Raw genomic sequence first — 20,393 nt, 5'->3', positions numbered from 1 at the left:
CAAAAGCTTTCCAGCCCTTTTCAGCCGAAACATCCGGCCAAGTCCATTGCGAATGTCGTACGTATACAAGCCTTATCCAGTCAGGTGCGTCACTCCGCAACCGTGAGCCTCGATCCAGGACCTAACGAACAATGGACCGCAGGAAAAAAGACCGCAGCCAGACGCGCGAGGCCATCCGTGCAACCATCGCGGGCACCGACACCGTCTGCACAATGCGCAATCTCTCGCAGTCCGGCTGCATGATCGAGGGCGACGCCTTGCCCGGCAACGTCGGCGCGCCGGTGACCATCCAACTGACGGCCGACCTTGTCGTCTCCGGCGAAGTGGCATGGCAATTGGGCCAAAGCATGGGGGTTTTCTTCTTCCGGCCCATTCCGCTGTCTACAGTCCGCAGCTTCGCGCTCGACGACTGGCCGCTGCGTTCGGACTGGAACGTGCCCAGCCCCTCGACCTCGCAATAGCGCTTCCCCCAATCGCACTAGGACGGATCGACTAGGCCCGCTGGCGTATTTTCGCCCTCCCCAGTCTCGCTAGCCTCGCTCCCTGGAACTGACATCGGGGAGAATCGCCATGGCCGAAGAGAAGCAGCTGGATTGCCCCAGCGCGCCGCACCAGCATCCCGAAGCGCGTCTGCTGGGCGTCGTGCTCGAGGAAGAAGGCGCGCCGCGCGTCTCCTATGTCGAGAAGGGCGTCGATCTGCCGGAAGATTTCGACGCCGAACATCTCGGCGTCGATCCCGGCCATGCACTCCGCTTCGCCGCTCCCTGCGCCAACAAGGGCTGCGGGCAATGGAAGGAAGGCGGCTGCGGGTTGGGGCGCGAAATCATCAAGCGCCTGCAGCCGGTCGTCGATGTCGCGCCCGCCTGCACCCTGCGCGCAACCTGCCGCTGGTTTGCCGAGAACGGCACCGCGAGCTGCCTGCGCTGCCCCCAGATCGTGACCCGCCGCAAGAAGAGCGACGCAGTCTCGCCACATGTCCATGCAACACCCTCTCCTGTCGGCCCCCCGGACCGCAGGGAACGGGTCCACGCTTGAAGTCCGGGTCGTAGAAAGGAAACCGAAGATGACGAAGAAAGCAGGGCGCCTCGACAGCGCCGATCTGACAGCCGCCCTCGGCCAGGCCGGCGATCTCGCGAAGGCGCGCATCGTCCAGCTGGATGCCACGACGCTAGATGCCGTCGCAGGTGGCGTCGAACCTATTTCCAGTCCCACCGGCGGCTCCATCTTTCCAGGCATGGGCGACATCGGCGATGTTGTTACCGACGGTATGGCACCGACCAATCCCGATCCGATGCTCGATTTCCTGAACGGCGACGCTTCGGAGCTCTAGCGAACCCGTGCGTCTATGGGGATCGCCGCCTCCCTTGGCTGCGGTCCCCACCCTTTCCTACGCAATCCCAACCGTGCGATGCCAAGGAAGAGCTTCTGGCGCGTCAAGGGCGGCCCGCCGCAGGTCCGGACGGCCGGTGCGGCCCCGATTCATCTCCGGACCAGCAATGGAAGGAGAACCATCATGAAAAGCAAGGCAGGCCGGCTCGGCCAGGCACAACTCGCTTCGGTCATCGCCAATGCCGCGGACGCGGCCAAGGCGCGCATCGAACAGCTCGACCCGGCTTCGCTCGACGATGTCTCGGGCGGCACCGATCCGCTCGGCGACAGCGACGACGACTGGACGACGGACGGGGCGATCATGCCGTATCCCGATCCCTTCGAAGATCTGCTCGGCTCGCGCGGTTCGTTGTAATCCAAGTCCGCGCCCATGCCATGGCCGCACCCCATCAGGGGCGCGGCCATGGCTTTTGGTTTCGGGCCGGACTGCGATCAGCCACCGAGCATGATGACATCCGCGCCGTCACCGGCGGCCAGGCGCGCTCTTTCGAGATCGGCCAATTCGGCCTTGAGCGTCTCGCCTTCGTTCGGATCACGAGCGAAGACGAGGTTGGCCTGATAGGTCGCGTCCGATGCACCGGTTACCGGAGCCCGGTCAAACCCACGCAGATTGTGCACGGCCATCTTCGCCACGCGGGCAGCTCGCCGCGACCCTGAATGATGGAGGGTCTGAAGGTTTGTCGGCTTGCCCGCTTCATCGAGCGTGAAACGGATCTGCACGATGGCGCTCAGCAAGGCCTGATTGCGGTATCCGTCAGATCGGATCAGCTGGCGGTCGAGCTGGGCGTTCATGTCCGCTTTCCATTCGGTCATGGCAGCGGGCGAGGTCACGACGATGCCGTCGTCCTGCCCGGCAGTGACCGGGGTGGCGAGAATGGCAGCCGAAGCGGCTGCGGCGAACGTCAAGTGTACAAAAGTTTTCATCGGATCATCCTCCTTGGGGGGAACCAGGATGACCGGCCATTTGGGACCAGAAGCCGAGCACAGTCCCGTAACGCTCGTGCATGGGCTTTGATGGTCGATCGGGGCAGCCGCCACATGCGACTGCCTCGGTCAGAGAAACAGCACTTCGCGCAAAGGAATGCCATCGAGCATCGCTAAAGCGTATACTACGGTCTTTAAATTACACCCGTAGTCGACGAGGTGCATACATCAGGGCACCAGCACCGTATCGCGGGCGACGGACGACGTTTCGGGGTAGTCGAGTATGAAATGCAGGCCTCGGCTCTCGTGCCGCCGCAGCGCGCTTCTCACGATCAGCGCGGCACATTCGAGCAGGTTGCGCAGTTCGATCAGATCGGTCGTGACGCGGAAGCTGCCGTAATAATCCTCCACCTCCTGACGCAGCATCTCGATCCGATTGGCGGCGCGCTCCAGCCGCTTGGTGGTGCGTACGATGCCGACGTAATTCCACATGAAGCGGCGGATTTCGGTCCAGTTCTGCTTGATGACCACTTCCTCGTCGGAATCGGTCACGCGGCTTTCGTCCCACGGCAGGATTTCCGGCGGATCGTCAAGCTTGTCCCAGCATGCGAGGATATCCTTTGCCGCAGCCTCACCGAACACGAAGCATTCGAGCAAGCTGTTGGACGCGAGGCGGTTGGCGCCATGCAGCCCGCTCTCGGTGCATTCGCCCGCCGCCCACAGGCCCGGCAGGTCGGTCTTCGCGTCGAGGCCGATCTTCACCCCGCCGCAGGTATAATGCTGGGCCGGGACCACCGGGATAGGCCCTTTGGTCATGTCGATGCCGAGGCCGAGCAGCTTCTCATGGATCGTCGGGAAATGCTCCTTCACGAACTCGGGCGGCTGGTGGCTGATGTCGAGGTGGACGTAGTCGAGGCCGTGGCGCTTGATCTGATCGTCGTTGGCGCGCGCGACGATGTCGCGGGGAGCAAGCTCCATGCGCTCGGCATCGTATTTTTCCATGTAGCGCTCGCCCGTGTCCGGGTTGACCAGCCGCCCGCCCTCGCCACGCACCGCCTCTGTGATGAGGAAGTTCTTGACCTCGAGGTTGTAGAGGCAGGTCGGGTGGAACTGCATCATCTCCATGTTGGAAACGCGCGCGCCCGCTCGCCACGCCATCGCGATACCGTCGCCCGTCGCCCCGCGCGGCGCCGTGCTGAACAGATAGACGCGGCCCGCCCCGCCAGCCGCCAGCACGGTAGCCCGCGCGACATGGGCGACGACTTCGCCGCTATCCTCGTCTAGCGCATAGGCGCCCCAGACGCGGCCGGATCCCGAATACTCCACCTGGTTGCGCCCGGTAATGAGGTCGATGCAGCTCTGCCCCGGCAACAGGGTAATGTTCGGGCTCTCCTCCGCCGCTTTCAGTAAGGCCGCCTGCACCGCCCAGCCGGTGGCGTCGTCGACATGGGCGATCCGGCGGTGCGAATGGCCGCCCTCGCGGGTGAGGTGGAGATCGCCGCCCTCGTCCATCGCCTCGCGGTTGAAGGGCACGCCCAGCTCGCATAATCGGTCGATGGCAGCCGGTGCCCGTTCGATGACGAATTCGACCGTTTCGAGATCGTTGAGCCCCGCGCCCGCCACCATGGTATCGCGAATGTGGTCCTCGAACGTATCGCCCGCATCGAGCACAGCTGCGATGCCCCCTTGTGCCCACGCAGTCGACCCGCTCTCGAGCGTGCCCTTGGCGAGGACCAGCACTGTCTTGTGCTCCGCCAGCGCCAATGCAGCCGTCAGGCCTGCGGCACCCGATCCGATGATGAGGACGTCGTGGGGTTCTGTCATGCGCGCGTCATGCCCAAGGCTTCGCCACGCGGCAAGCGAGGAACGACTCGGCGCAGGAGGGCTGAACTGGGCAGGCGCTATGGTTAAGGCGCGACTCGACAGGGGAAAGACAAAAAAGTGGACTGGAGGGTCACGCACATATGAAACTGGGTCAAATCGCTTGCGCGTTCGGAAAGCACTCTGTCGATCGCGAAGGCATCAAGCGCGCCGGAGGCCAGCAGTTCGGCCGCTGCCGCTGCTGCAAGACGCCGATGGAAGAAGTCGAGCCGCATCACTGGGCCGCCATGCGCGTCAAAGACGCAGGCCTTGGTCGCCAGGCGATCTACTAAGCCGACATTCGGATTGAATCAGCCGGAGCCGGTCAGCTGGACGAAGACGTCCTCCAGATCGGCTTCGCGCGTCGTCACGTCCTCGATCGCATAGCCGTGCGACTGCACGATCGATAGCACCTGTCCCGCGCTCGCCTTGTCGCGGTCGTAGGTGATTTCGAGCTTGCGCGGCTGGACGACTTCGGCGCGCACGAAAGCCTCTTCCATGATCGGTCCGCCGAGGTCCTTGTCGACCGTGACGGCGACCACTTTCTCGCGCGCCATCCCGACCAGTTCGCGGGTCGGCTTCTCGGCGATCAGCTCGCCGTGATTGATGATGGCGATGCGGTCGCAGAGCTGCTCGGCTTCCTCGAGATAGTGGGTGGTCAGCACCACCGTGACTCCTTGCGCATTCAGCTCGGTGACCAGCTCCCACAGCTGGCGGCGCAGTTCGACATCCACGCCTGCAGTCGGCTCGTCGAGCACGAGAATCGGCGGCGAGTGAACCATGGCCTTGGCGATCAGCAGGCGGCGCTTCATCCCGCCCGAAAGCGTGCGCGCATAGGCGTCGCGCTTGTCCCACAGATGTACAGCTTTCAGCAGCTCCTCGCTGCGGCGCTCGGCTTTCGGAATGCCGTAAAAGCCGCCTTGGTTCTCCAGCACTTCGAAGGGCGTGAAGAAGGGATCGAAGACGATTTCCTGCGGAACGATCCCGATGCTGCGCTTCGCATTGCGCGGGTTCTCGCCGATGTCGAAACCCCAAATCTCGGCGCTGCCTCCGGTCTTTGTGACGAGGCCTGCAAGAATATTGATCAGCGTCGACTTGCCCGCCCCGTTCGGCCCCAGCAGTCCGAAGATGCCGCCTTGGGGCACATCGAAGCTCACACCCTTCAGAGCCAGCTTCGGCGGCTCGCCCGGCCCCGGCGAGGCATATTCCTTGACGAGATTGTCGATGCGGATTGCGGGCGGTGTGCTCATGCAAGCCAAGTGGCCGTTCCCGCCAGCACTATCAAGCGCAAGTTCCGAGCCGGAGGCGAGGCAAGGGCGACCGCCCGCCCGCAGCGGGTGCAGCCTGCTGCACGTCTAGCGAGGATGAAGCGGCGGATGCCGCTTCGCAAAACTAGGACTCTTCCGCTTGAGGCGCACATAAAAACCCATTATCGGCCCAAACCCATGAGCCTGCCTCCTCCCGAAGTGTCCAAGGTCACCACGCGCCGCGTGTGGTGCGACGGTGCAACCGACATTCGCAGCGGCGAGAGGTACAAGCCGATCGCGCTCGGCCATCCGAAGGTGTGGCTGGAGATCGACGAGCACGGCTATGTCGATTGCGGCTATTGCGACCGGCGCTTCGTGCTCGAAGGCGGCCCGGCGGACGGCGTAGACCAGTCGACGCTGATGGACATTTCCGAGGGTGCCGATCCGGGGCATCGCTGACGCCACCGCCAAGCCCCTCGCGCAAGCGCACGCGAATGCCTACATAGGGTGGATGACCGACCCCAACGATCCGCACGCCCTGCTCTACAACCAGATCGATCCGCAGGATGCGCAGGCCCTGACCGCGCGCCTGCTCCAGCCCTGCGACGATGGCGAGCTCTACCTGCAGTTCATGGCGTCGGAGACCTTCGCTTTCGACGACGGCAGGTTGAAGACGGCGGATTATTCGCGCGATTCGGGCTTCGGCCTGCGCGGTGTTTCGGGCGAAACGACCGGCTTCGCCCATGCCAACGAAATCAGCGCCGCGGCGATCTCGCGCGCAGGCGAGACGCTGCAATTGCTCGACGCCACCAAAGCGCCCCATGCCGCCCCGCCCGAGCGCACCAATCGCCATCTCTATACCGATGCCAGCCCGCTCGACCTCGTGCCGTTTGCGGAAAAGGTCGCGCTGCTGGAAAAGATCGACTCGGTCGCCCGCGCCAAGGACCCGCGCGTGGCGCAGGTCAGCGTGGGCATGTCGGCGAGCTGGAGCGCCATCGACATCATCCGCGCCGACGGCTTCACCGCGCGCGACATCCGTCCGCTGGTGCGCCTCAACGTATCGGTCGTCACCGAGCAGAACGGGCGGCGCGAGACCGGCAATTTCGGCTTCGGCGGCCGCTATCTCTACGACCGGCTGTTCGATGAAGGCCAGTGGATGCGCGCGGTGGACGACGCAGTGCGGCAGGCGCTGGTCAATCTCGACAGCGTCGAGGCGCCGGCGGGCGAAACCACCGTTCTGCTCGGCCCCGGCTGGCCCGGCATCCTGCTGCACGAAGCGGTCGGCCACGGGCTGGAGGGAGACTTCAACCGCAAGGGCACCAGCGCCTTTTCCGGCCGGATCGGCGAGCGTGTCGCCGCGCCGGGCGTCACCGTGATCGACGACGGCAGCATCGCGGAACGGCGCGGCTCGCTCACTATCGACGACGAAGGCACGCCGACGCGCGAGACCGTGCTGATCGAGGACGGCATCCTCAAGGGTTACATGCAGGACCGCCTCAACGCGCGGCTGATGGGCGTCGAGCCGACCGGCAACGGCCGCCGCGAAAGTTACCAGCACGCCCCGATGCCGCGCATGACCAACACCTTCATGCAGAGCGGCGAGGACGATCCCGCAGAATTGCTGAGCCGGGTCGACGACGGAATCTACGCCACCAGCTTCGGCGGCGGCCAGGTCGACATCGTCTCCGGCAAGTTCGTTTTCGCCTGTACCGAGGCCTACAAGGTCGAGAAGGGAAAGATCGTCGCCCCGATCAAGGGCGCGACGCTGATCGGCGACGGGCCCAGCGTGCTGACCCGCGTGACCGGCATCGGCGACGACATGACGTTGGATGAAGGCATCGGCATGTGCGGCAAGGGCGGCCAGGGCGTACCCGCCGGCGTGGGCCAACCGACGCTGCTGATCGACGGCCTCACCGTGGGCGGAACGGCATAGGGTCCGCACATTGGCCAGAACTCATCGCCCGTTCAGGCGTTGGCCCGTATATATCGCGCCTCTGAAGGAGACTCGCCATGTTGAAGCCAATCCTTGCAGCCACCGCCGCCCTCACCATGCTGGCCGCGCCCGCAACCGCCCAAGACTATGCCGACCGCGAACTGACCAGGGGTGAAGCCAAGCTCGCCAAGATGCTGGATGGCCGCGTCGCCGGCGAGCCGGAGCGCTGCATCCGCACCATCGGCAGTCGCAATCTGACGCAGATCGACGACACGGCATTGGTCTACAAAGAAGGCCGCACGATCTGGGTGAACTACACTCGCACGCCGGAATCGATCGATTCGGACGACATCATGGTCATCCGGAAGTTCGACGGCTCCAGCCTGTGCCGGACCGACCAGATCACCACGGTCGAACGTTTCGGCGGGTTCCTGTCGGGCGTAATCTTCCTCGACGATTTTATCCCCTACCGCCTGCCGGAAGACGCCGAGGGCTGAGGCAGCCCGACCCATGACTGCACCGGCGCAGCCGTGGGCGCGCAACATATTACATGTGTGGTTCCACACGCTCGGCAGCGTGGACTGGTTTGCGCCGACCGATGCCATCGACGCAATGCTCGAAGACCGTTTTGGCGAAGAGCTGGAGCGGCAGGCGACGCGAGCACCGGGTGAGTTTCTCGCCGATCCACAAATAGCGCTCGCGGCGATCATGCTGTTCGACCAGATTCCGCGCAACATCCACCGCGATACGGCACAGGCCTTTGCGCATGATCCGCAGGCCCGGGCGATAACCCACGGCGTGATAGAGCTCGGCTGGCTTGCAGACTATACCGAGGACGAGCGCCAATTCGCACTCATGCCGCTGATGCACAGTGAGCAACTCCGCGATCAGGACTTGTCGGTCGAACTGTTCGCCCGTCACGCCCCAGGTTCGCTTGAGTTCGCCCGATCGCATCGCGAGATGATCGCGCGCTTCGGTCGTTTCCCACACCGCAACGAGATACTCTGCCGCGAAAGCAGCGAGGCCGAGAAAGAAGCGATCGCTGACGGCTTCAGCTGGTAGCCGCGTAATAGAGGCACAGGTCCGAGACCGGGCAAGTCTCACATTTCGGCGCGCGGGCGGTGCACACGCGCTTGCCGAACTGGATCAGCCAGAAATGCCCGTTAGGCAGTGCCCACTCGGGTGAACGCTGCTCCAGCTGGGCTGCGGTCTTGTCTGCCGTCTTCGCATCGGTCAGGCCGATCCGGTTGCACACGCGGTGCACATGGGTGTCGACCGCAATTACGTTTTTCCCGAAGGTGAAACTGAGCACGATGTCGGCACATTTGCGACCGATGCCGGGCAGGGCCATCAGCGCTTCGCGCGTGTCGGGTACCTTGCCGTGATGCTTCACCAGCAAGGCGCTGCAGAATGCCCGGATGTTGCGCGCTTTCATGTTGTAAAGACCGCAGGGCCGGATCGCATCGGCGATGTCGCGCTCGTCCAGCGCGAGCATCTCTTCCGGCGTTCGCGCCAACGCAAACAGCTGCCGCGCCGCCTTCGCCGTATTGCGATCGAGCGATTGCGCGGACAGCATGCAGGACACGCAGGAACGGAAGGCGTCGGGCTGGCCCTTGGGGCCTTTCGCGCCCGGCGTGCGTCCGGGCATCGCCTCGCGCAGCCGCTCGTAGACCGTCTCCACATCGGACATGTCGAGTAATGTGCTCATGTCGCTGTGCGTGTTGGACGAAGGGCAATGGCGCCGAAGCCGAGCAGCAGACCGATTGTCCCCGTCACCAGCAGCAGGATCGCCGGGTCGGGCAATTCTGCCCCGCTCAGCGAAGCGAACACACGGGCAAGCGCCACCAGCCCGAGCATACAGGCTATGCCCACCACGAACAGACCGACTGCGTTGGCGAGCGGGCCATTCGCCGCGCCGCGCTGCAGTCCCGGATCGTTCATAGCAGCCAGCAGGAACAGTGCGACCAATGGCAGCAGCGCTCCGTTGAACGCCTGCGCTGCAAGGATGGCCGGCCCGGGCCTTACATCGGCCAGCCCGAAGCCCGCGCCGATCAGGATCACCGCTGCCCACACACTGCGGAAGCGCCAGCCCTGCGCCGCCCAGCGTGGATCGTCGATATTCCCGAACAAACCGCGTGCGGTCAGCGCGGCGGCGAGCGGAGCGGTGACCGCGGAGGACAATCCGGCGGCAAGCAGACCCAGCGCGAGCCCGGTGCGGGCCCACTCACCCAGCTGTCCTGCCAGCGTATCGGCGAGCGCTTCGAAAGAGAATTCGCCGTCGAGCGCGGTGCCGACTACGAGGATCGCCGCCGTAATCAGCGCGCCCAGCCCGACCGCGATGGCAAGACCGAGCCGCATCTGCCCCACCGTCTGCCCCCGCGCCAGCGCCGAGCCGAGAAAGAGATTGTAAGGCACGACCGTCGTCCCGACGAGGGCGAGGATGGTGAGGAGCGCAACGTCTTCTCCGAGGAGCGAGACATCGGGTACGATCCCGCTAGCGACAGAAGACACAGTCGGCGCAAGGCTCGCGGCGACCAGCAGGAAGCCCGCCCCCATCAGGGCTACGAATATCGCCATCGCTTGCGCGATCCGTTGCGGCGAGCCCAAAAGGAGCAGCGCGACCGCCGCAATCGCCAGCGCCAGCGTCAGCACGCCGCGTGGCAGATCGATGGCGAGCATCGCGCCTGCCACCCCGCCGAGGATATTCCCCGCCTCATAGGCCGCACAGCCGAGCAGCACCGCACCCGCCACCAACACCAGGACAAGGAGGCGGGCAGCGCCATGCGAATATCGGCGTCGCAGCACCGCTGCGAGGTCGCCACCGGTCGCGATCGCCAGCCGTCCCGCGAATTCCTGCAAGGTGAATGTCGCTACGCCCGAAAAAACGATCGCCCACAGCACCGCCATGCCCGGCCCGGCACCCGCGCTTGCCGCAGCAGTGACCGTCCCCGGCCCAATGAAGGCCGCAGCAATGGCGGACCACAGGAGGATCGATCCGAGCCTTGTCATGGCTGCCGTTTGTGCCGCGCGGGTGCGGCCGGCGCAATGGCCGCGCTCACGCGTTCATCTGTGCCCGGCCCGTCTCGCACAGGGCCTGCGCAGGGCACGTCGCGCAATCTGGTGATGAAGGGCGGCACCAAGTCTGGCCGAGCTTCTTCATCAGCAGATGATGTTCGTCGTAATCGGCGGCGGACCATTCCTCCGGCATGACCGGCATGATCGCCGCGAAGGCGCGGTCGGTGCTCGCCTTGGGTGGCACCAGCCCCATGCGCTGCAGGATGCGTGTGTGATGGCTGTCGAGGACGATCTCGCGCCGGTCCAGCGTGCTGGCATTCATCACGCCCGCCGCGATCTTGCGGCCGATGCCGGGAAGCTGTTCGAGCCAGCGCATCGCGGCCTCGGTTTCCATGTCGGCGAGGTGAGCGAGGTCCACCGCGCCGCGCCGTTCGATCAGCGCCGACAGGCTGGCCTTGAGCCGCTCGGCGGCAATGTTGGGATAGGTTTGCGTAGCGAGTTCGGCCTGCAAATCGGCCAGCGGCGTCGCAGCCACGGCTTCCCAGCTACCCCACCGCTTCAGCATCCGATCGGTGGCTTCGTTCGACACCTCCGACTTCGTCCGCGCGCCGATCACGCCCTGGACCAGCACCCACTCCGGCTCGCGCCATTCCGCTGCCGCGCGCTCGATCCGTCCGAAGCGCTGGACCAGCAGCGCGTGCAGGCGGCGCAGCGTCTCGCTACGTGGACCGGGGCCGAGGGGAAGTTGGCCGTTCAACCGGGACTGCTGCCCTTACTGGCGCAATTGTCCGCGGATCGCGCCCTTGGGATATTCCGCCGTGTGGACATTGACGTAATAGTTCGACAGGCCTTCGTCGAAGGCGCGTTGGACCCACGACGTGTCACTGCTGCAGCCGCGCCAGCCGCCCTCGGTGGCCTGCTTGAGCGGCAGGACGACCGGCCCGTCGACGCCTGCGGCACCGCGGTGGATATGGGCGCCGGTGATGGGACCCAGCCCGCTAAGATCGTTGAGATCCCAGCAAACCCGCGTCAACTCGTCGGCGAAGCTGATTTCCGCCGTACCCGATCCGTCCGGGTCGCCGGCGTGCACCTCGTTTGCTCCGCGCAACTCTGCTTCGTAGGTCGACGAGATCGCCTCTGTGTAGGTCTGCTGAACCGTTTCGCACCCGCCCAGGGCGAGCGCGGAGATGGCAGCAAGGGTCGCGGCGATGGACTTCATATCTGATCTCCCAGGAAAGGTGCATCTAGGCAACGGGGAGATCTTCGCGACGTTCCGTATGCAGCCCTCTCGGATCAGCTCACTCCCACTCGATCGTGCCGGGCGGTTTGCTGGTGTAGTCGTACACGACGCGGTTGATGCCCTGCACCTCGTTGACGATGCGCGTTGCGACCCCGGTGAGGAAGCTGGCGTCCAAGGGATAGACATCGGCGGTCATGCCGTCGGTGCTGGTCACTGCGCGCAGGCCGCAGACGCTGTCGTAGGTGCGGTAATCGCCCATCACGCCGACGGTCTTGACCGGCAGCAGCACGGCGAAGGCCTGCCAGATCGCATCGTAGAGCCCCGCCTTGCGAATCTCGTCGAGATAGATCGCATCGGCCTTGCGCAGGATATCGCAGCGTTCTTTCGTGACCTCGCCCGGGATGCGAATGGCAAGGCCCGGACCCGGGAAGGGATGGCGGCCGACGAACATGTCGGGCAGACCCAACTCGCGGCCGAGTTCGCGGACCTCGTCCTTGAACAGTTCGCGCAGCGGCTCGACCAGCTGCATGTTCATGCGTTCGGGCAGGCCGCCGACATTGTGGTGGCTCTTGATCGTGACGCTCGGCCCACCGGTGAAGCTGACGCTTTCGATAACGTCCGGATAGAGCGTGCCCTGCGCGAGAAAATCCGCGCCGCCGACCTTCTTCGCTTCGGCCTCGAACACGTCGATGAAGGTCTTGCCGATGAACTTGCGCTTCGCTTCGGGGTCGGTCGTTCCGGCGAGGCCAGCCATGAACATGTCCTCGGCATCTACCACCACCAGCGGGATGTTGTAATGGTCGCGGAACATGGTTTCGACCTGCTCACGCTCGTTGAGACGTAGCAGGCCGTGGTCGACGAAGACGCAGGTCAGCTGCTCGCCGATCGCCTCGTGGATGAGGATCGCGGCGACCGAGCTGTCGACCCCGCCCGAAAGTCCGCAGATGACCTTGCCGTCACCCACTTGCTCGCGGATTTCGCGCACCTTTGTCTCTCGATAGGCGGCCATCGTCCAGTCTCCGGCGAGGCCGCAGACATGGCGAACGAAATTGGCAATCAGCTTGCCGCCGTCAGGCGTGTGGACAACCTCCGGGTGGAACTGCGTGCCGTAGAATTTGCGTTTTTCATCGGCGATCACCGCGAAGGGCGCGCCGTCGGAAATCGCGACGATCTCGAAACCGGGCGCAAATTTGGTGACCTTGTCGCCGTGGCTCATCCACACCTGGTGGCGCTCGCCTTCCTTCCAGAGGCCGTCGAACAGGGCGCACTGTTTGGTGACGGTCAGGAAGGCGCGGCCGAATTCACCGCCTTCACCGGTCTCGTGACCGGGCCGGACCTCGCCACCGAGCTGGTGGCTCATCACCTGCTGGCCGTAACATATGCCGAGGATCGGGATGCCTGCCTCGAACAGCGGCTCCGGCGCTCGCGGGCTGCCTTCGTCGGGCACACCGGCGGGCGAACCCGACAAGATGATACCCTTCGGCTTGAGGCGGTGGAATGCTTCTTCCGCCTGAGTGAAAGGCGCGATTTCGGAATAGACCCCTGCCTCGCGCACGCGGCGTGCGATCAGCTGGGTAACCTGGCTGCCGAAGTCGACGATGAGGATGGAATCGGGAAGGTGCGCGTCGTCCATGTGCGGCGGTTAGAGGCCGTGTTTCAGCAAGTCCAGTGAGGCGGACGTTCGCACTTGCGGAAAACGCAACGCTCATCGCCGTTTTCTCACTTTCGTTCGCACGACTGAAATATTATTACAGCCTTGTATTCGGAAAAACGCGTTACTCCAGGCGCTGATCCGGAGCAGGAACAGCCGGGCCCGCGCTCCCCTATGCGCCCGCCCGGACTGGCCTTCCTTGCCGACACGGCCTGGCGAACTCCGCCCGCCGCTACGGCAAGGCGATATGGCAGCGAGTAGAGACGCGGCCGCCGACACAACCTCTCCCCTCCCCTCCCCCGTGTCCGCGCCGCGTCTCGAAGCGCCTCTTGCACAAAAAGCAGCCACCCGTGCCCACTTCGCAATTGCAGCATGCCGCGCTGCGCTGCACAATCGCAGCATAACACAATCAGGGTGCTTACAATAAAGGCGACACACCTTTCACCGAATGGAGATAGTTATGCGTCGCATGATCCTTACCGCCGCCGTTGCGGCCATCAGCCTTACCTCGCCGGCCCTCGCCGCCCCGCAGAACGCCGAAGTCGCGGTCGATTACAACGATCTCGACCTGTCGCAGGCGGCCCATGTCGAGGTTCTCGAAGAACGCGTTCGCCAAGCCGCTCGCGAAGTCTGCAACGTCGCGACTGCATCGGACCGCGCTTGCGTGCGCAAGACGGTCAAGGCCGCCATGGCCGAAGTGGAGCAGCGCACTCCGGCGGTTCTCGCCAGCCGGTAATCGCAAGCCATTGTGACTACAACGGGCGGGGCCGATGGCTCCGCCCGTTTCGTTTCAGGCCGGCAGTCCGCGTCGCTCGGCTTCCTCGCGCAGGTCGGTCTTCAGCAGCTTGCCGATGTGGCTGCGCGGCATGTCGTCGATCGCGTGAAGTTGCGCCAGCCGCTGGGTCTTGCCGAGCCGCGCGTTCACCGCCTGCATGATCGCATCGCAATCGCGCGCACCGTCGCTCAGGGTGACGAAGCCGACCGGCGTTTCGCCCCACCGCTCGCTCGGCACGCCGATCACCGCAGCCTCGACCACGTCCGGCTCCTTCGCCAGCTCGTCTTCGAGGTCGACCGGGAAGATGTTGAAGCCGCCCGAGATGATCATGTCCTTCGCGCGGCCGACCAGTTCGACGAAGCCTTCGGCATCGACGCGGCCGATGTCGCCCATCCGCTGCCACACCTCGCCGCTTTCCGGATCGGTCCAGTAACCCTCGCGCGTCTTGTCGGGCTGGTTCTTGTAGCCGCTCATCATCGTCTGGCTGCGACCGATAAGATTGCCGGGCGTGCCGGGCGGCACGGACCGGTCCTCGTCGTCGAGCACTTTCAGCTCGCTGCCCGGAGCGGGGCGGCCGACCGTGTGCAGCTTGTCGGGAAACTTGTGCGCTTCCAGCAGGCAGACGACGCCGCCTTCGGTCATCGAATAGATCTCGATCAGCGCGCCCGGCATGCGTTCGAGCACCTCGCGCTTGAGGTCGGCGGGAAAGGGCGCGGAGGTGCAGTATTTAAGCTGCAAGGCGGACAGGTCGAACTCGTCGAAGCGCGGCTCGCGCATCAGGCGCTGGTACTGAACGGGTACCAGCATGGTGATCGTGGTGGCGTCGGATTGCGCGCTTTCGAGCCAGCGGAGGACGTCGAACTTGCGCATCACCCGCACCGTGCCGCCGGCCAGCAATGGCGGCAGGAAGGCGACCATGGTGGTGTTGGAATAGAGCGGCGTCGAGGCGAGCGTGCGCACGGGGAGGCCGTTCTCGATCCAGCTGGCTGCGGTTGCCCCGAACTGGCGCCAGCGCATCTGGTGCGAATGGACGATGCCCTTGGGCACGCCGGTCGTGCCGGAGGAATAGATGATGTTGAACGAGTCGCCCGGCTCCGGGACGAACTCCGGCGCGGTCACGCCTTCTTCCGCCATCCAGCCGTCCAGTTCCTCGTCCAGAACGATCCGCGTCATGCCGGGGAAGCAATCTTCGCCCAGCTCGGTCAGCTTGGCGCGGTCGATGAAGATGTGTTTCGCCCCCGAATCGCGCGCCATGCCGGCGAGCTGGTCGGGGCTTGCGCTGGTGGTCAGCGGTGCCGCCACGCCGCCCGCACCCACTGCGGCGAGAAAGACCAGCGCATAGGGAATCGACGAATAGCCGAGGATAGCGACCGACTGGCCGCGCTCCAGCCCGTCTTCGACCAGCCGCGCGGCAATCCGCTCGACCCGTTCGCCGAGCCCGGCCCAGCTAAGCTCCCCCTCGTCGTCGCGCATGGCGATGGCATCACCCAGGCGGGCGGCATTGTCGGCGATCAGTTGCGGAAAGCTGCCGAAAGGTTCGGCAAGGCTGGCGGCGATGTCGGTCTCTCCCATGCCGCCTGTGTGACTCAAGCGATTGCGCGTGTCTAGCCGCCTAGACTGTGCAGCAGCAGCGCGAGCACCAGCCCGATGGCGGTCGCGAAACCTGCCCAGTGCGGTGCTTGCCGGTGCGCCTGAGGCAGCACTTCGGTCGTCAGGCTGGCGGTTACCGCTCCCGCCGCAAGGCAGCTGATGAAGGCAAGCAGGTCGTCGGTGAGCCGCTCCAGGAACAAATAGCCGAGCAGGGCGCAGGCGGACAGCACGGCAGCCGTCAGTGCCCAGATGCCGAGAATCTTCGCCCTCGAAAACCCTTGATCGTCGCGCATCGCGCGCGCGCCGCTGGCAGCTTCGGGCAGGTTGGAGAGCATGATCGATCCCGCCAGCGCAGCAACTTCCGGCGCACCCGCACCGATCAGCGCGACACCCAGCGCAAGGTTTTCAGGAATACCGTCCAGGGTGATCGCGGCCAGCATCCCGCCGCCGCTTTCGGAGCCCCACTTTTCGTCGATCAGGTAATCGACCGCCGCGAAGATACCCGCACCTGCCAGTACGCCGAGGACCGCCGTCGTCATCGAACTTTGCTCGATTGCGGGCTGCACCAATTCGAGCACGAGGGACAACAGCAGGGACCCACCGGCAATCGCGACCACGATACCCTCGACCCGCCCGCGCAGTTTGCCGTAAAGCGCCCAGAGCGCGCCGACGATGAGCGCGCCCGACACCACGGCGATCACGAGCAGTACGGTCAGCATTCGATCACGTTGACCGCCAGTCCGCCCTGGCTGGTTTCCTTGTACTTCGTGCTCATGTCGAGCCCGGTCTGGCGCATGGTCTCGATCACCTGGTCGAGGGTGACAAAACCTTCGGCTCCGGTGCGGTGGAGCGCGAGGCGCGCGGCGTTGACAGCTTTCACCGCGCCGATGGCATTTCGCTCGATACAGGGCACCTGCACCAGCCCGCCGACGGGATCGCAGGTCAGGCCGAGATTGTGCTCCATGCCGATCTCCGCCGCGCTGGCGATCTGCGATGGCGATGCGCCCCACAGCGCCGCCAGCCCGCCCGCCGCCATCGAGCAAGCCACGCCGACTTCGCCCTGGCAACCCATCTCGGCGCCGGAGATGCTGGCGCGCTGCTTGTAGAGGAGGCCGATCGCTCCGGCCGTGAGCAGGAAGGTGCGCTTGCTGTCGCGGCACGGGCTTTCGTCCGCTGTCACGCAGTAAAAGCGGATGACTGCCGGGATGATGCCCGCCGCGCCATTTGTCGGCGCGGTCACGACCCGGCCGCCAGCGGCATTCTCTTCGTTGACGGCCATGGCGTAGCAATTGAGCCAATCGAACAATTGCTCGCGCTCGTTCGATTGCGGATTGGCGGAGAGCTTGTCCCACAGGTCCGGCGCGCGCCGCTGCACCTTGAGACCGCCGGGCAGCACGCCGCGCTGCGTCAGGCCGCGTTCGATGCACTGGTGCATCGCCTCGGCTATGCGGTCGATGCCGGCGAAGGTCCTTTCGCGCGGGCGGAAGGCGTCTTCATTGGCGAGGATCAGCTCGGCGATCGACAGCCCGGTCGTCTCGCAGCCGGCCAGCAATTCCGCCGCCGAGCCGAAATCGTGCGGCACCGGTGTGCCGGCATTGATCCGGTCGCCCTTCGGCTTGCGCTTCAGCTGCGCCTCCGAAGCGACGAAGCCGCCGCCGGTGGAATAATAGGTGCGCTTCAGCAGCACATCGCCCTCGGCATCCATCGCGGCGAGGGTCATGCCGTTCGGGTGCAGGTCCGGAATGATATGTCCGGCCAGATCGATGTCCCGCGCTTTGTCGAAGGCGATCCGGTGCTTCCCACCGAGCGGCAGGGCATTTTCTGCGAGGATCGCTTCCAAAGCGCTCGCCGCTTCGTCGGGACAGGTCCTGTCGGGGGCGAAACCCGCAAGGCCGAGGACCGTCGCATCGATCGTGCCATGCCCCACCCCAGTCAGCGCAAGCGAGCCTTGCAACTCCACCAACACACGCACAGTCCGCTCGAGCTTCCCCGCCTTCTCCAGCGCCCGCACGAAGGTCCGCGCAATCCGCATCGGACCGACCGTATGCGAGGACGAGGGACCGATCCCGATCCGGAAGATGTCGAGTACCGAGAGCATGAGGCGGGGATGCGCTTTCTGCGCCTCGAAATCAAGCGGTTGCAGGTGAAACCGGTTGCGCGCCAAACTGTGGGAAAAAACCAGCCGCAAACTTTGGTTTTTCGCCGCTAGAAGCCTATATACTGAGCATGGACGGAAATACCGAAAACGCGGGCAAAAACGCCCCGAAGAAACCCGGCTACGGCGCGGATTCGATCAAGGTTCTCAAGGGGCTGGACGCGGTCCGCAAGCGCCCCGGCATGTATATCGGCGATACCGACGACGGATCGGGCCTTCACCACATGGTGTTCGAGGTGTCGGACAATGCCATCGACGAGGCGCTGGCGGGGCATTGCGACCTCGTACTGATCGAGCTGAACCCCGACGGATCGGTCAGCGTGGAAGACAACGGCCGCGGCATCCCGGTCGACATGCACAAGGAAGAAGGCGTCTCGGCAGCCGAGGTCATCATGACCCAGCTGCATGCCGGTGGGAAGTTCGAGAACACCAGCGACGACAATGCCTACAAGGTGTCGGGCGGCCTCCACGGCGTGGGCGTCTCGGTGGTCAACGCGCTTTCCGAATGGCTCGAACTCGTGATCTGGCGCGACGGCAAGGAGCACTGGATGCGCTTCGAGCATGGCGACGCGGTCGAAAGCCTGCGCGTGGTCGGCGATGCGCCGCCGGTCGACAGCAGTGGCGACGAGAATGGCTTGAAGAAAGGCACGCGCGTCACCTTCAAGGCCAGCGACGAGACGTTCAAGAACGTTACCGAATACGATTTCGAGAAGCTCGAGCACCGCTATCGCGAGCTTGCCTTCCTCAACTCCGGCGTCCGCATCAAGCTGCGCGACAAGCGGCATGAAGAGCCGCTGGAACACGACCTGTTCTACGAGGGCGGCATCGCGGCCTTCGTGAAATATCTGGACCGCAACAAGCAGGCTTTGGTCGCCGAGCCGATTTCGGTCAGCGCGGAAAAGGATGGCATCGGCATCGACGTCGCGCTGGAATGGAACGACAGCTATTACGAGAACGTCCTGTGCTTCACCAACAACATTCCGCAGCGTGACGGCGGCACCCACCTTGCCGCCTTCCGCGCGGCGCTGACCCGCACGCTCAACAATTATGCCAGCGCCAGCGGGCTGATGAAGAAGGAAAAGGTCAGCCTGTCGGGCGAGGACATGCGCGAAGGCCTGACCGCCATCGTCAGCGTCAAGCTGCCCGACCCCAAGTTCGGATCGCAGACCAAGGACAAGCTGGTCAGCTCCGAAGTCCGCCAGCCACTCGAAAGCCTCATGGGCGAGAAAATGACCGAGTGGCTCGAGGAAAATCCCAACGATGCCAAGGCCATCATCCAGAAGGTAATCGATGCCGCCGCCGCGCGCGAAGCGGCTCGGCGTGCCCGCGAGATGAGCCGCAAGGGCGCGATGAGCATCGCCAGCCTCCCCGGCAAGCTCGCCGACTGCCAGGATCGCAATCCGGCCAATTGCGAACTCTTCCTGGTCGAGGGCGATTCCGCCGGCGGCTCGGCCAAGCAGGGCCGCGACCGCAAGACGCAGGCGATCCTGCCGCTCAAGGGCAAGATCCTCAATGTGGAGCGCGCGCGGTTCGACCGAATCATCAGCTCCAAGGAAGTCGGCACGCTGATCCAGGCGATGGGCACGGGTCTGCGCGACGAGTTCAACCTCGAAAAGCTGCGCTATCACAAGATCGTGATCATGACCGACGCCGACGTCGACGGTGCGCATATCCGCACGCTGCTGCTCACCTTCTTCCATCGCCAGATGCCGGAAATCGTGAAGGCGGGACACCTCTTCATCGCGCAGCCCCCGCTCTACAAGGTCACGCGCGGCAAGAGCGAAGTCTATCTCAAGGACCAGGCGGCCTACGACCGTTACCTGATCGATCAGGGGCTGTCGGGCCACTATCTCGAGACCAAAGAAGGCTCGATTCCTGCGACCGGCATGAACCAGCTGGTCGAGCACGGGCTGCGCATGCGGAACCTGCTCGGCTTCGTGCCGCGCAAGTACAAGACCGATCTGGTCGAGGCGATGGCGCTGGCCGGCGCGCTCGATCCCGAGGGCGACCGGCAGGCGGGCCTCGACCGCGCGGCGGCGCATTTGCAGATGGGCGATCCGGAAGCGAAATGGTCGGCCGAAACCGGCGATGACGGCAAGGTCCGCCTTTTCCGCCTTTGGCGCGGCGTGACCGACGTGCACGAGATCGACCCTGCCTTCATAGACAGCGCCGAAGCGCGCAAGCTCCACCGCGTCGCGGCCGAGCATGCCGAAGTCTACGGCGCACCGGTGCGGCTGGTGAAGGGCGACAGCGAGGAAGCGGAGCCGGTCGATCCCGATAGCGCCGACGAGACCGATACCGATGCGCCCGCCTTCGCCGACGACAGCGCGATCACCCTTCCCACGCAGCTGCTGGAGGCGGTCATGGCCGCCGGGCGCAAGGGCCAGAAGATCCAGCGCTACAAGGGCTTGGGCGAAATGAATGCCGAGCAGCTGTGGGAAACCACGCTCGACCCGGACAATCGCGCGCTGCTGCAGGTGAAGGTCGAGGATGCCGACGTGACCGACGAGATCTTTACCCGCCTGATGGGCGATGTGGTCGAACCCCGGCGCGAATTCATCCAGTCGAACGCGCTCAACGTCGCCAATCTCGACGTCTAAAGAGCGGGGCTGAC

General features: G+C 64.8%; 22 protein-coding genes. 11 read left to right on the top strand and 11 right to left on the bottom strand.

Annotated features, from left to right (window positions below; translation table 11 throughout):
* The first annotated feature begins 131 nt into the window (after positions 1–131).
* The 4 genes from P8R33_RS12240 to P8R33_RS12225 all read left to right on the top strand — a co-directional run bounded on the left by P8R33_RS12240 (position 132) and on the right by P8R33_RS12225 (position 1,744).
* On the top strand, positions 132–461 hold the full coding sequence (locus P8R33_RS12240; protein ID WP_278329246.1) for a PilZ domain-containing protein: 330 nt from the start codon (positions 132–134) through the stop codon (positions 459–461).
* A gap of 109 nt (positions 462–570) precedes the next feature.
* Positions 571–1,035, top strand: a complete 465-nt coding sequence (locus P8R33_RS12235) for a hypothetical protein (protein WP_278329245.1) — start codon at positions 571–573, stop codon at positions 1,033–1,035.
* A 28-nt stretch (positions 1,036–1,063) separates the two neighbouring features.
* On the top strand, positions 1,064–1,330 hold the full coding sequence (locus tag P8R33_RS12230; RefSeq protein WP_278329244.1) for a hypothetical protein: 267 nt from the start codon (positions 1,064–1,066) through the stop codon (positions 1,328–1,330).
* 183 nt (positions 1,331–1,513) lie between these two features.
* Positions 1,514–1,744: a hypothetical protein gene (locus P8R33_RS12225; protein ID WP_278329243.1), complete on the top strand. Its 231-nt coding sequence runs from the start codon at positions 1,514–1,516 to the stop codon at positions 1,742–1,744.
* Positions 1,745–1,821: 77 nt separating this feature from the next.
* On the opposite strand, the gene P8R33_RS12220 is transcribed toward P8R33_RS12225, so the two are convergent.
* Both P8R33_RS12220 and nadB read right to left on the bottom strand, forming a co-directional pair.
* Complete coding sequence (locus P8R33_RS12220; protein ID WP_278329242.1) at positions 1,822–2,313, bottom strand: energy transducer TonB; 492 nt, start codon at positions 2,311–2,313, stop codon at positions 1,822–1,824.
* A gap of 228 nt (positions 2,314–2,541) precedes the next feature.
* Entirely contained in the window at positions 2,542–4,137 is a 1,596-nt protein-coding gene (nadB, locus tag P8R33_RS12215) for an L-aspartate oxidase (protein ID WP_278329241.1), read from the bottom strand.
* A gap of 140 nt (positions 4,138–4,277) precedes the next feature.
* Between nadB and P8R33_RS12210 the strand changes: the two genes are divergently transcribed.
* Positions 4,278–4,466 (top strand): hypothetical protein, encoded by a 189-nt coding sequence (locus P8R33_RS12210; RefSeq protein WP_278329240.1) that lies wholly within the window; start codon positions 4,278–4,280, stop codon positions 4,464–4,466.
* 18 nt (positions 4,467–4,484) lie between these two features.
* Here the strand turns inward: P8R33_RS12210 and P8R33_RS12205 are convergent, their stop codons facing one another.
* Complete coding sequence (locus P8R33_RS12205; RefSeq protein ID WP_278329238.1) at positions 4,485–5,423, bottom strand: ABC transporter ATP-binding protein; 939 nt, start codon at positions 5,421–5,423, stop codon at positions 4,485–4,487.
* Between the two features lie 195 nt (positions 5,424–5,618).
* On the opposite strand from P8R33_RS12205, the gene P8R33_RS12200 reads away from it, so the two are divergent.
* The 4 genes from P8R33_RS12200 to P8R33_RS12185 all read left to right on the top strand — a co-directional run bounded on the left by P8R33_RS12200 (position 5,619) and on the right by P8R33_RS12185 (position 8,415).
* Entirely contained in the window at positions 5,619–5,879 is a 261-nt protein-coding gene (locus P8R33_RS12200; protein ID WP_278329237.1) for a zinc-finger domain-containing protein, read from the top strand.
* A 52-nt stretch (positions 5,880–5,931) separates the two neighbouring features.
* Positions 5,932–7,353, top strand: a complete 1,422-nt coding sequence (gene tldD / locus P8R33_RS12195) for a metalloprotease TldD (RefSeq protein WP_278329236.1) — start codon at positions 5,932–5,934, stop codon at positions 7,351–7,353.
* A 77-nt stretch (positions 7,354–7,430) separates the two neighbouring features.
* Positions 7,431–7,850: a hypothetical protein gene (locus P8R33_RS12190; RefSeq protein WP_278329235.1), complete on the top strand. Its 420-nt coding sequence runs from the start codon at positions 7,431–7,433 to the stop codon at positions 7,848–7,850.
* A gap of 13 nt (positions 7,851–7,863) precedes the next feature.
* Entirely contained in the window at positions 7,864–8,415 is a 552-nt protein-coding gene (locus P8R33_RS12185) for a DUF924 family protein (RefSeq protein ID WP_278329234.1), read from the top strand.
* Here P8R33_RS12185 and P8R33_RS12180 read toward each other — a convergent pair.
* The 5 genes from P8R33_RS12180 to guaA all read right to left on the bottom strand — a co-directional run bounded on the left by P8R33_RS12180 (position 8,405) and on the right by guaA (position 13,241).
* Positions 8,405–9,061, bottom strand: coding sequence for an endonuclease III domain-containing protein (locus P8R33_RS12180; protein ID WP_278329233.1), 657 nt, complete (start codon positions 9,059–9,061; stop codon positions 8,405–8,407). The genes P8R33_RS12185 and P8R33_RS12180 overlap by 11 nt on opposite strands.
* Positions 9,058–10,362 carry an NRAMP family divalent metal transporter gene (locus P8R33_RS12175; protein ID WP_278329232.1) on the bottom strand — a complete coding sequence of 435 codons (1,305 nt, stop codon included), beginning with the start codon at positions 10,360–10,362 and terminating at the stop codon, positions 9,058–9,060. The genes P8R33_RS12180 and P8R33_RS12175 overlap by 4 nt, the downstream gene beginning before the upstream one ends.
* Before the next feature lie 46 nt (positions 10,363–10,408).
* On the bottom strand, positions 10,409–11,125 hold the full coding sequence (locus tag P8R33_RS12170; RefSeq protein ID WP_278329231.1) for an endonuclease III domain-containing protein: 717 nt from the start codon (positions 11,123–11,125) through the stop codon (positions 10,409–10,411).
* Positions 11,126–11,140: 15 nt separating this feature from the next.
* Entirely contained in the window at positions 11,141–11,587 is a 447-nt protein-coding gene (locus tag P8R33_RS12165; RefSeq protein WP_278329230.1) for a CHRD domain-containing protein, read from the bottom strand.
* Between the two features lie 79 nt (positions 11,588–11,666).
* Positions 11,667–13,241 (bottom strand): glutamine-hydrolyzing GMP synthase, encoded by a 1,575-nt coding sequence (gene guaA, locus P8R33_RS12160; RefSeq protein WP_278329229.1) that lies wholly within the window; start codon positions 13,239–13,241, stop codon positions 11,667–11,669.
* Between the two features lie 478 nt (positions 13,242–13,719).
* On the opposite strand from guaA, the gene P8R33_RS12155 reads away from it, so the two are divergent.
* Positions 13,720–13,995, top strand: a complete 276-nt coding sequence (locus P8R33_RS12155; RefSeq protein ID WP_278329228.1) for a UrcA family protein — start codon at positions 13,720–13,722, stop codon at positions 13,993–13,995.
* A 54-nt stretch (positions 13,996–14,049) separates the two neighbouring features.
* Here P8R33_RS12155 and P8R33_RS12150 read toward each other — a convergent pair whose 3' ends face one another.
* The 3 genes from P8R33_RS12150 to P8R33_RS12140 are packed head-to-tail and all read right to left on the bottom strand — an operon-like array spanning position 14,050 to position 17,722.
* Complete coding sequence (locus P8R33_RS12150) at positions 14,050–15,606, bottom strand: class I adenylate-forming enzyme family protein (protein WP_278329227.1); 1,557 nt, start codon at positions 15,604–15,606, stop codon at positions 14,050–14,052.
* Positions 15,607–15,638: 32 nt separating this feature from the next.
* Complete coding sequence (locus P8R33_RS12145) at positions 15,639–16,343, bottom strand: ZIP family metal transporter (RefSeq protein WP_278329226.1); 705 nt, start codon at positions 16,341–16,343, stop codon at positions 15,639–15,641.
* A complete protein-coding gene (locus tag P8R33_RS12140; RefSeq protein ID WP_278329225.1) occupies positions 16,337–17,722 on the bottom strand; it encodes an L-serine ammonia-lyase in 1,386 nt (461 codons plus the stop codon). Before P8R33_RS12140 ends, P8R33_RS12145 begins: the two co-directional genes overlap by 7 nt.
* A gap of 128 nt (positions 17,723–17,850) precedes the next feature.
* Between P8R33_RS12140 and gyrB the strand changes: the two genes are divergently transcribed.
* Complete coding sequence (gyrB, locus tag P8R33_RS12135; RefSeq protein WP_278329224.1) at positions 17,851–20,379, top strand: DNA topoisomerase (ATP-hydrolyzing) subunit B; 2,529 nt, start codon at positions 17,851–17,853, stop codon at positions 20,377–20,379.
* The last annotated feature ends 14 nt before the right edge of the window (positions 20,380–20,393 follow it).

It is taken from the genome of Qipengyuania flavescens, from assembly GCF_029688735.1.
In the GTDB taxonomy this organism is placed as follows: domain Bacteria; phylum Pseudomonadota; class Alphaproteobacteria; order Sphingomonadales; family Sphingomonadaceae; genus Qipengyuania.
The sequence above is the reverse complement of the archived record's forward strand: the minus strand, read 5'-3'. Positions and strand labels throughout refer to the sequence as shown.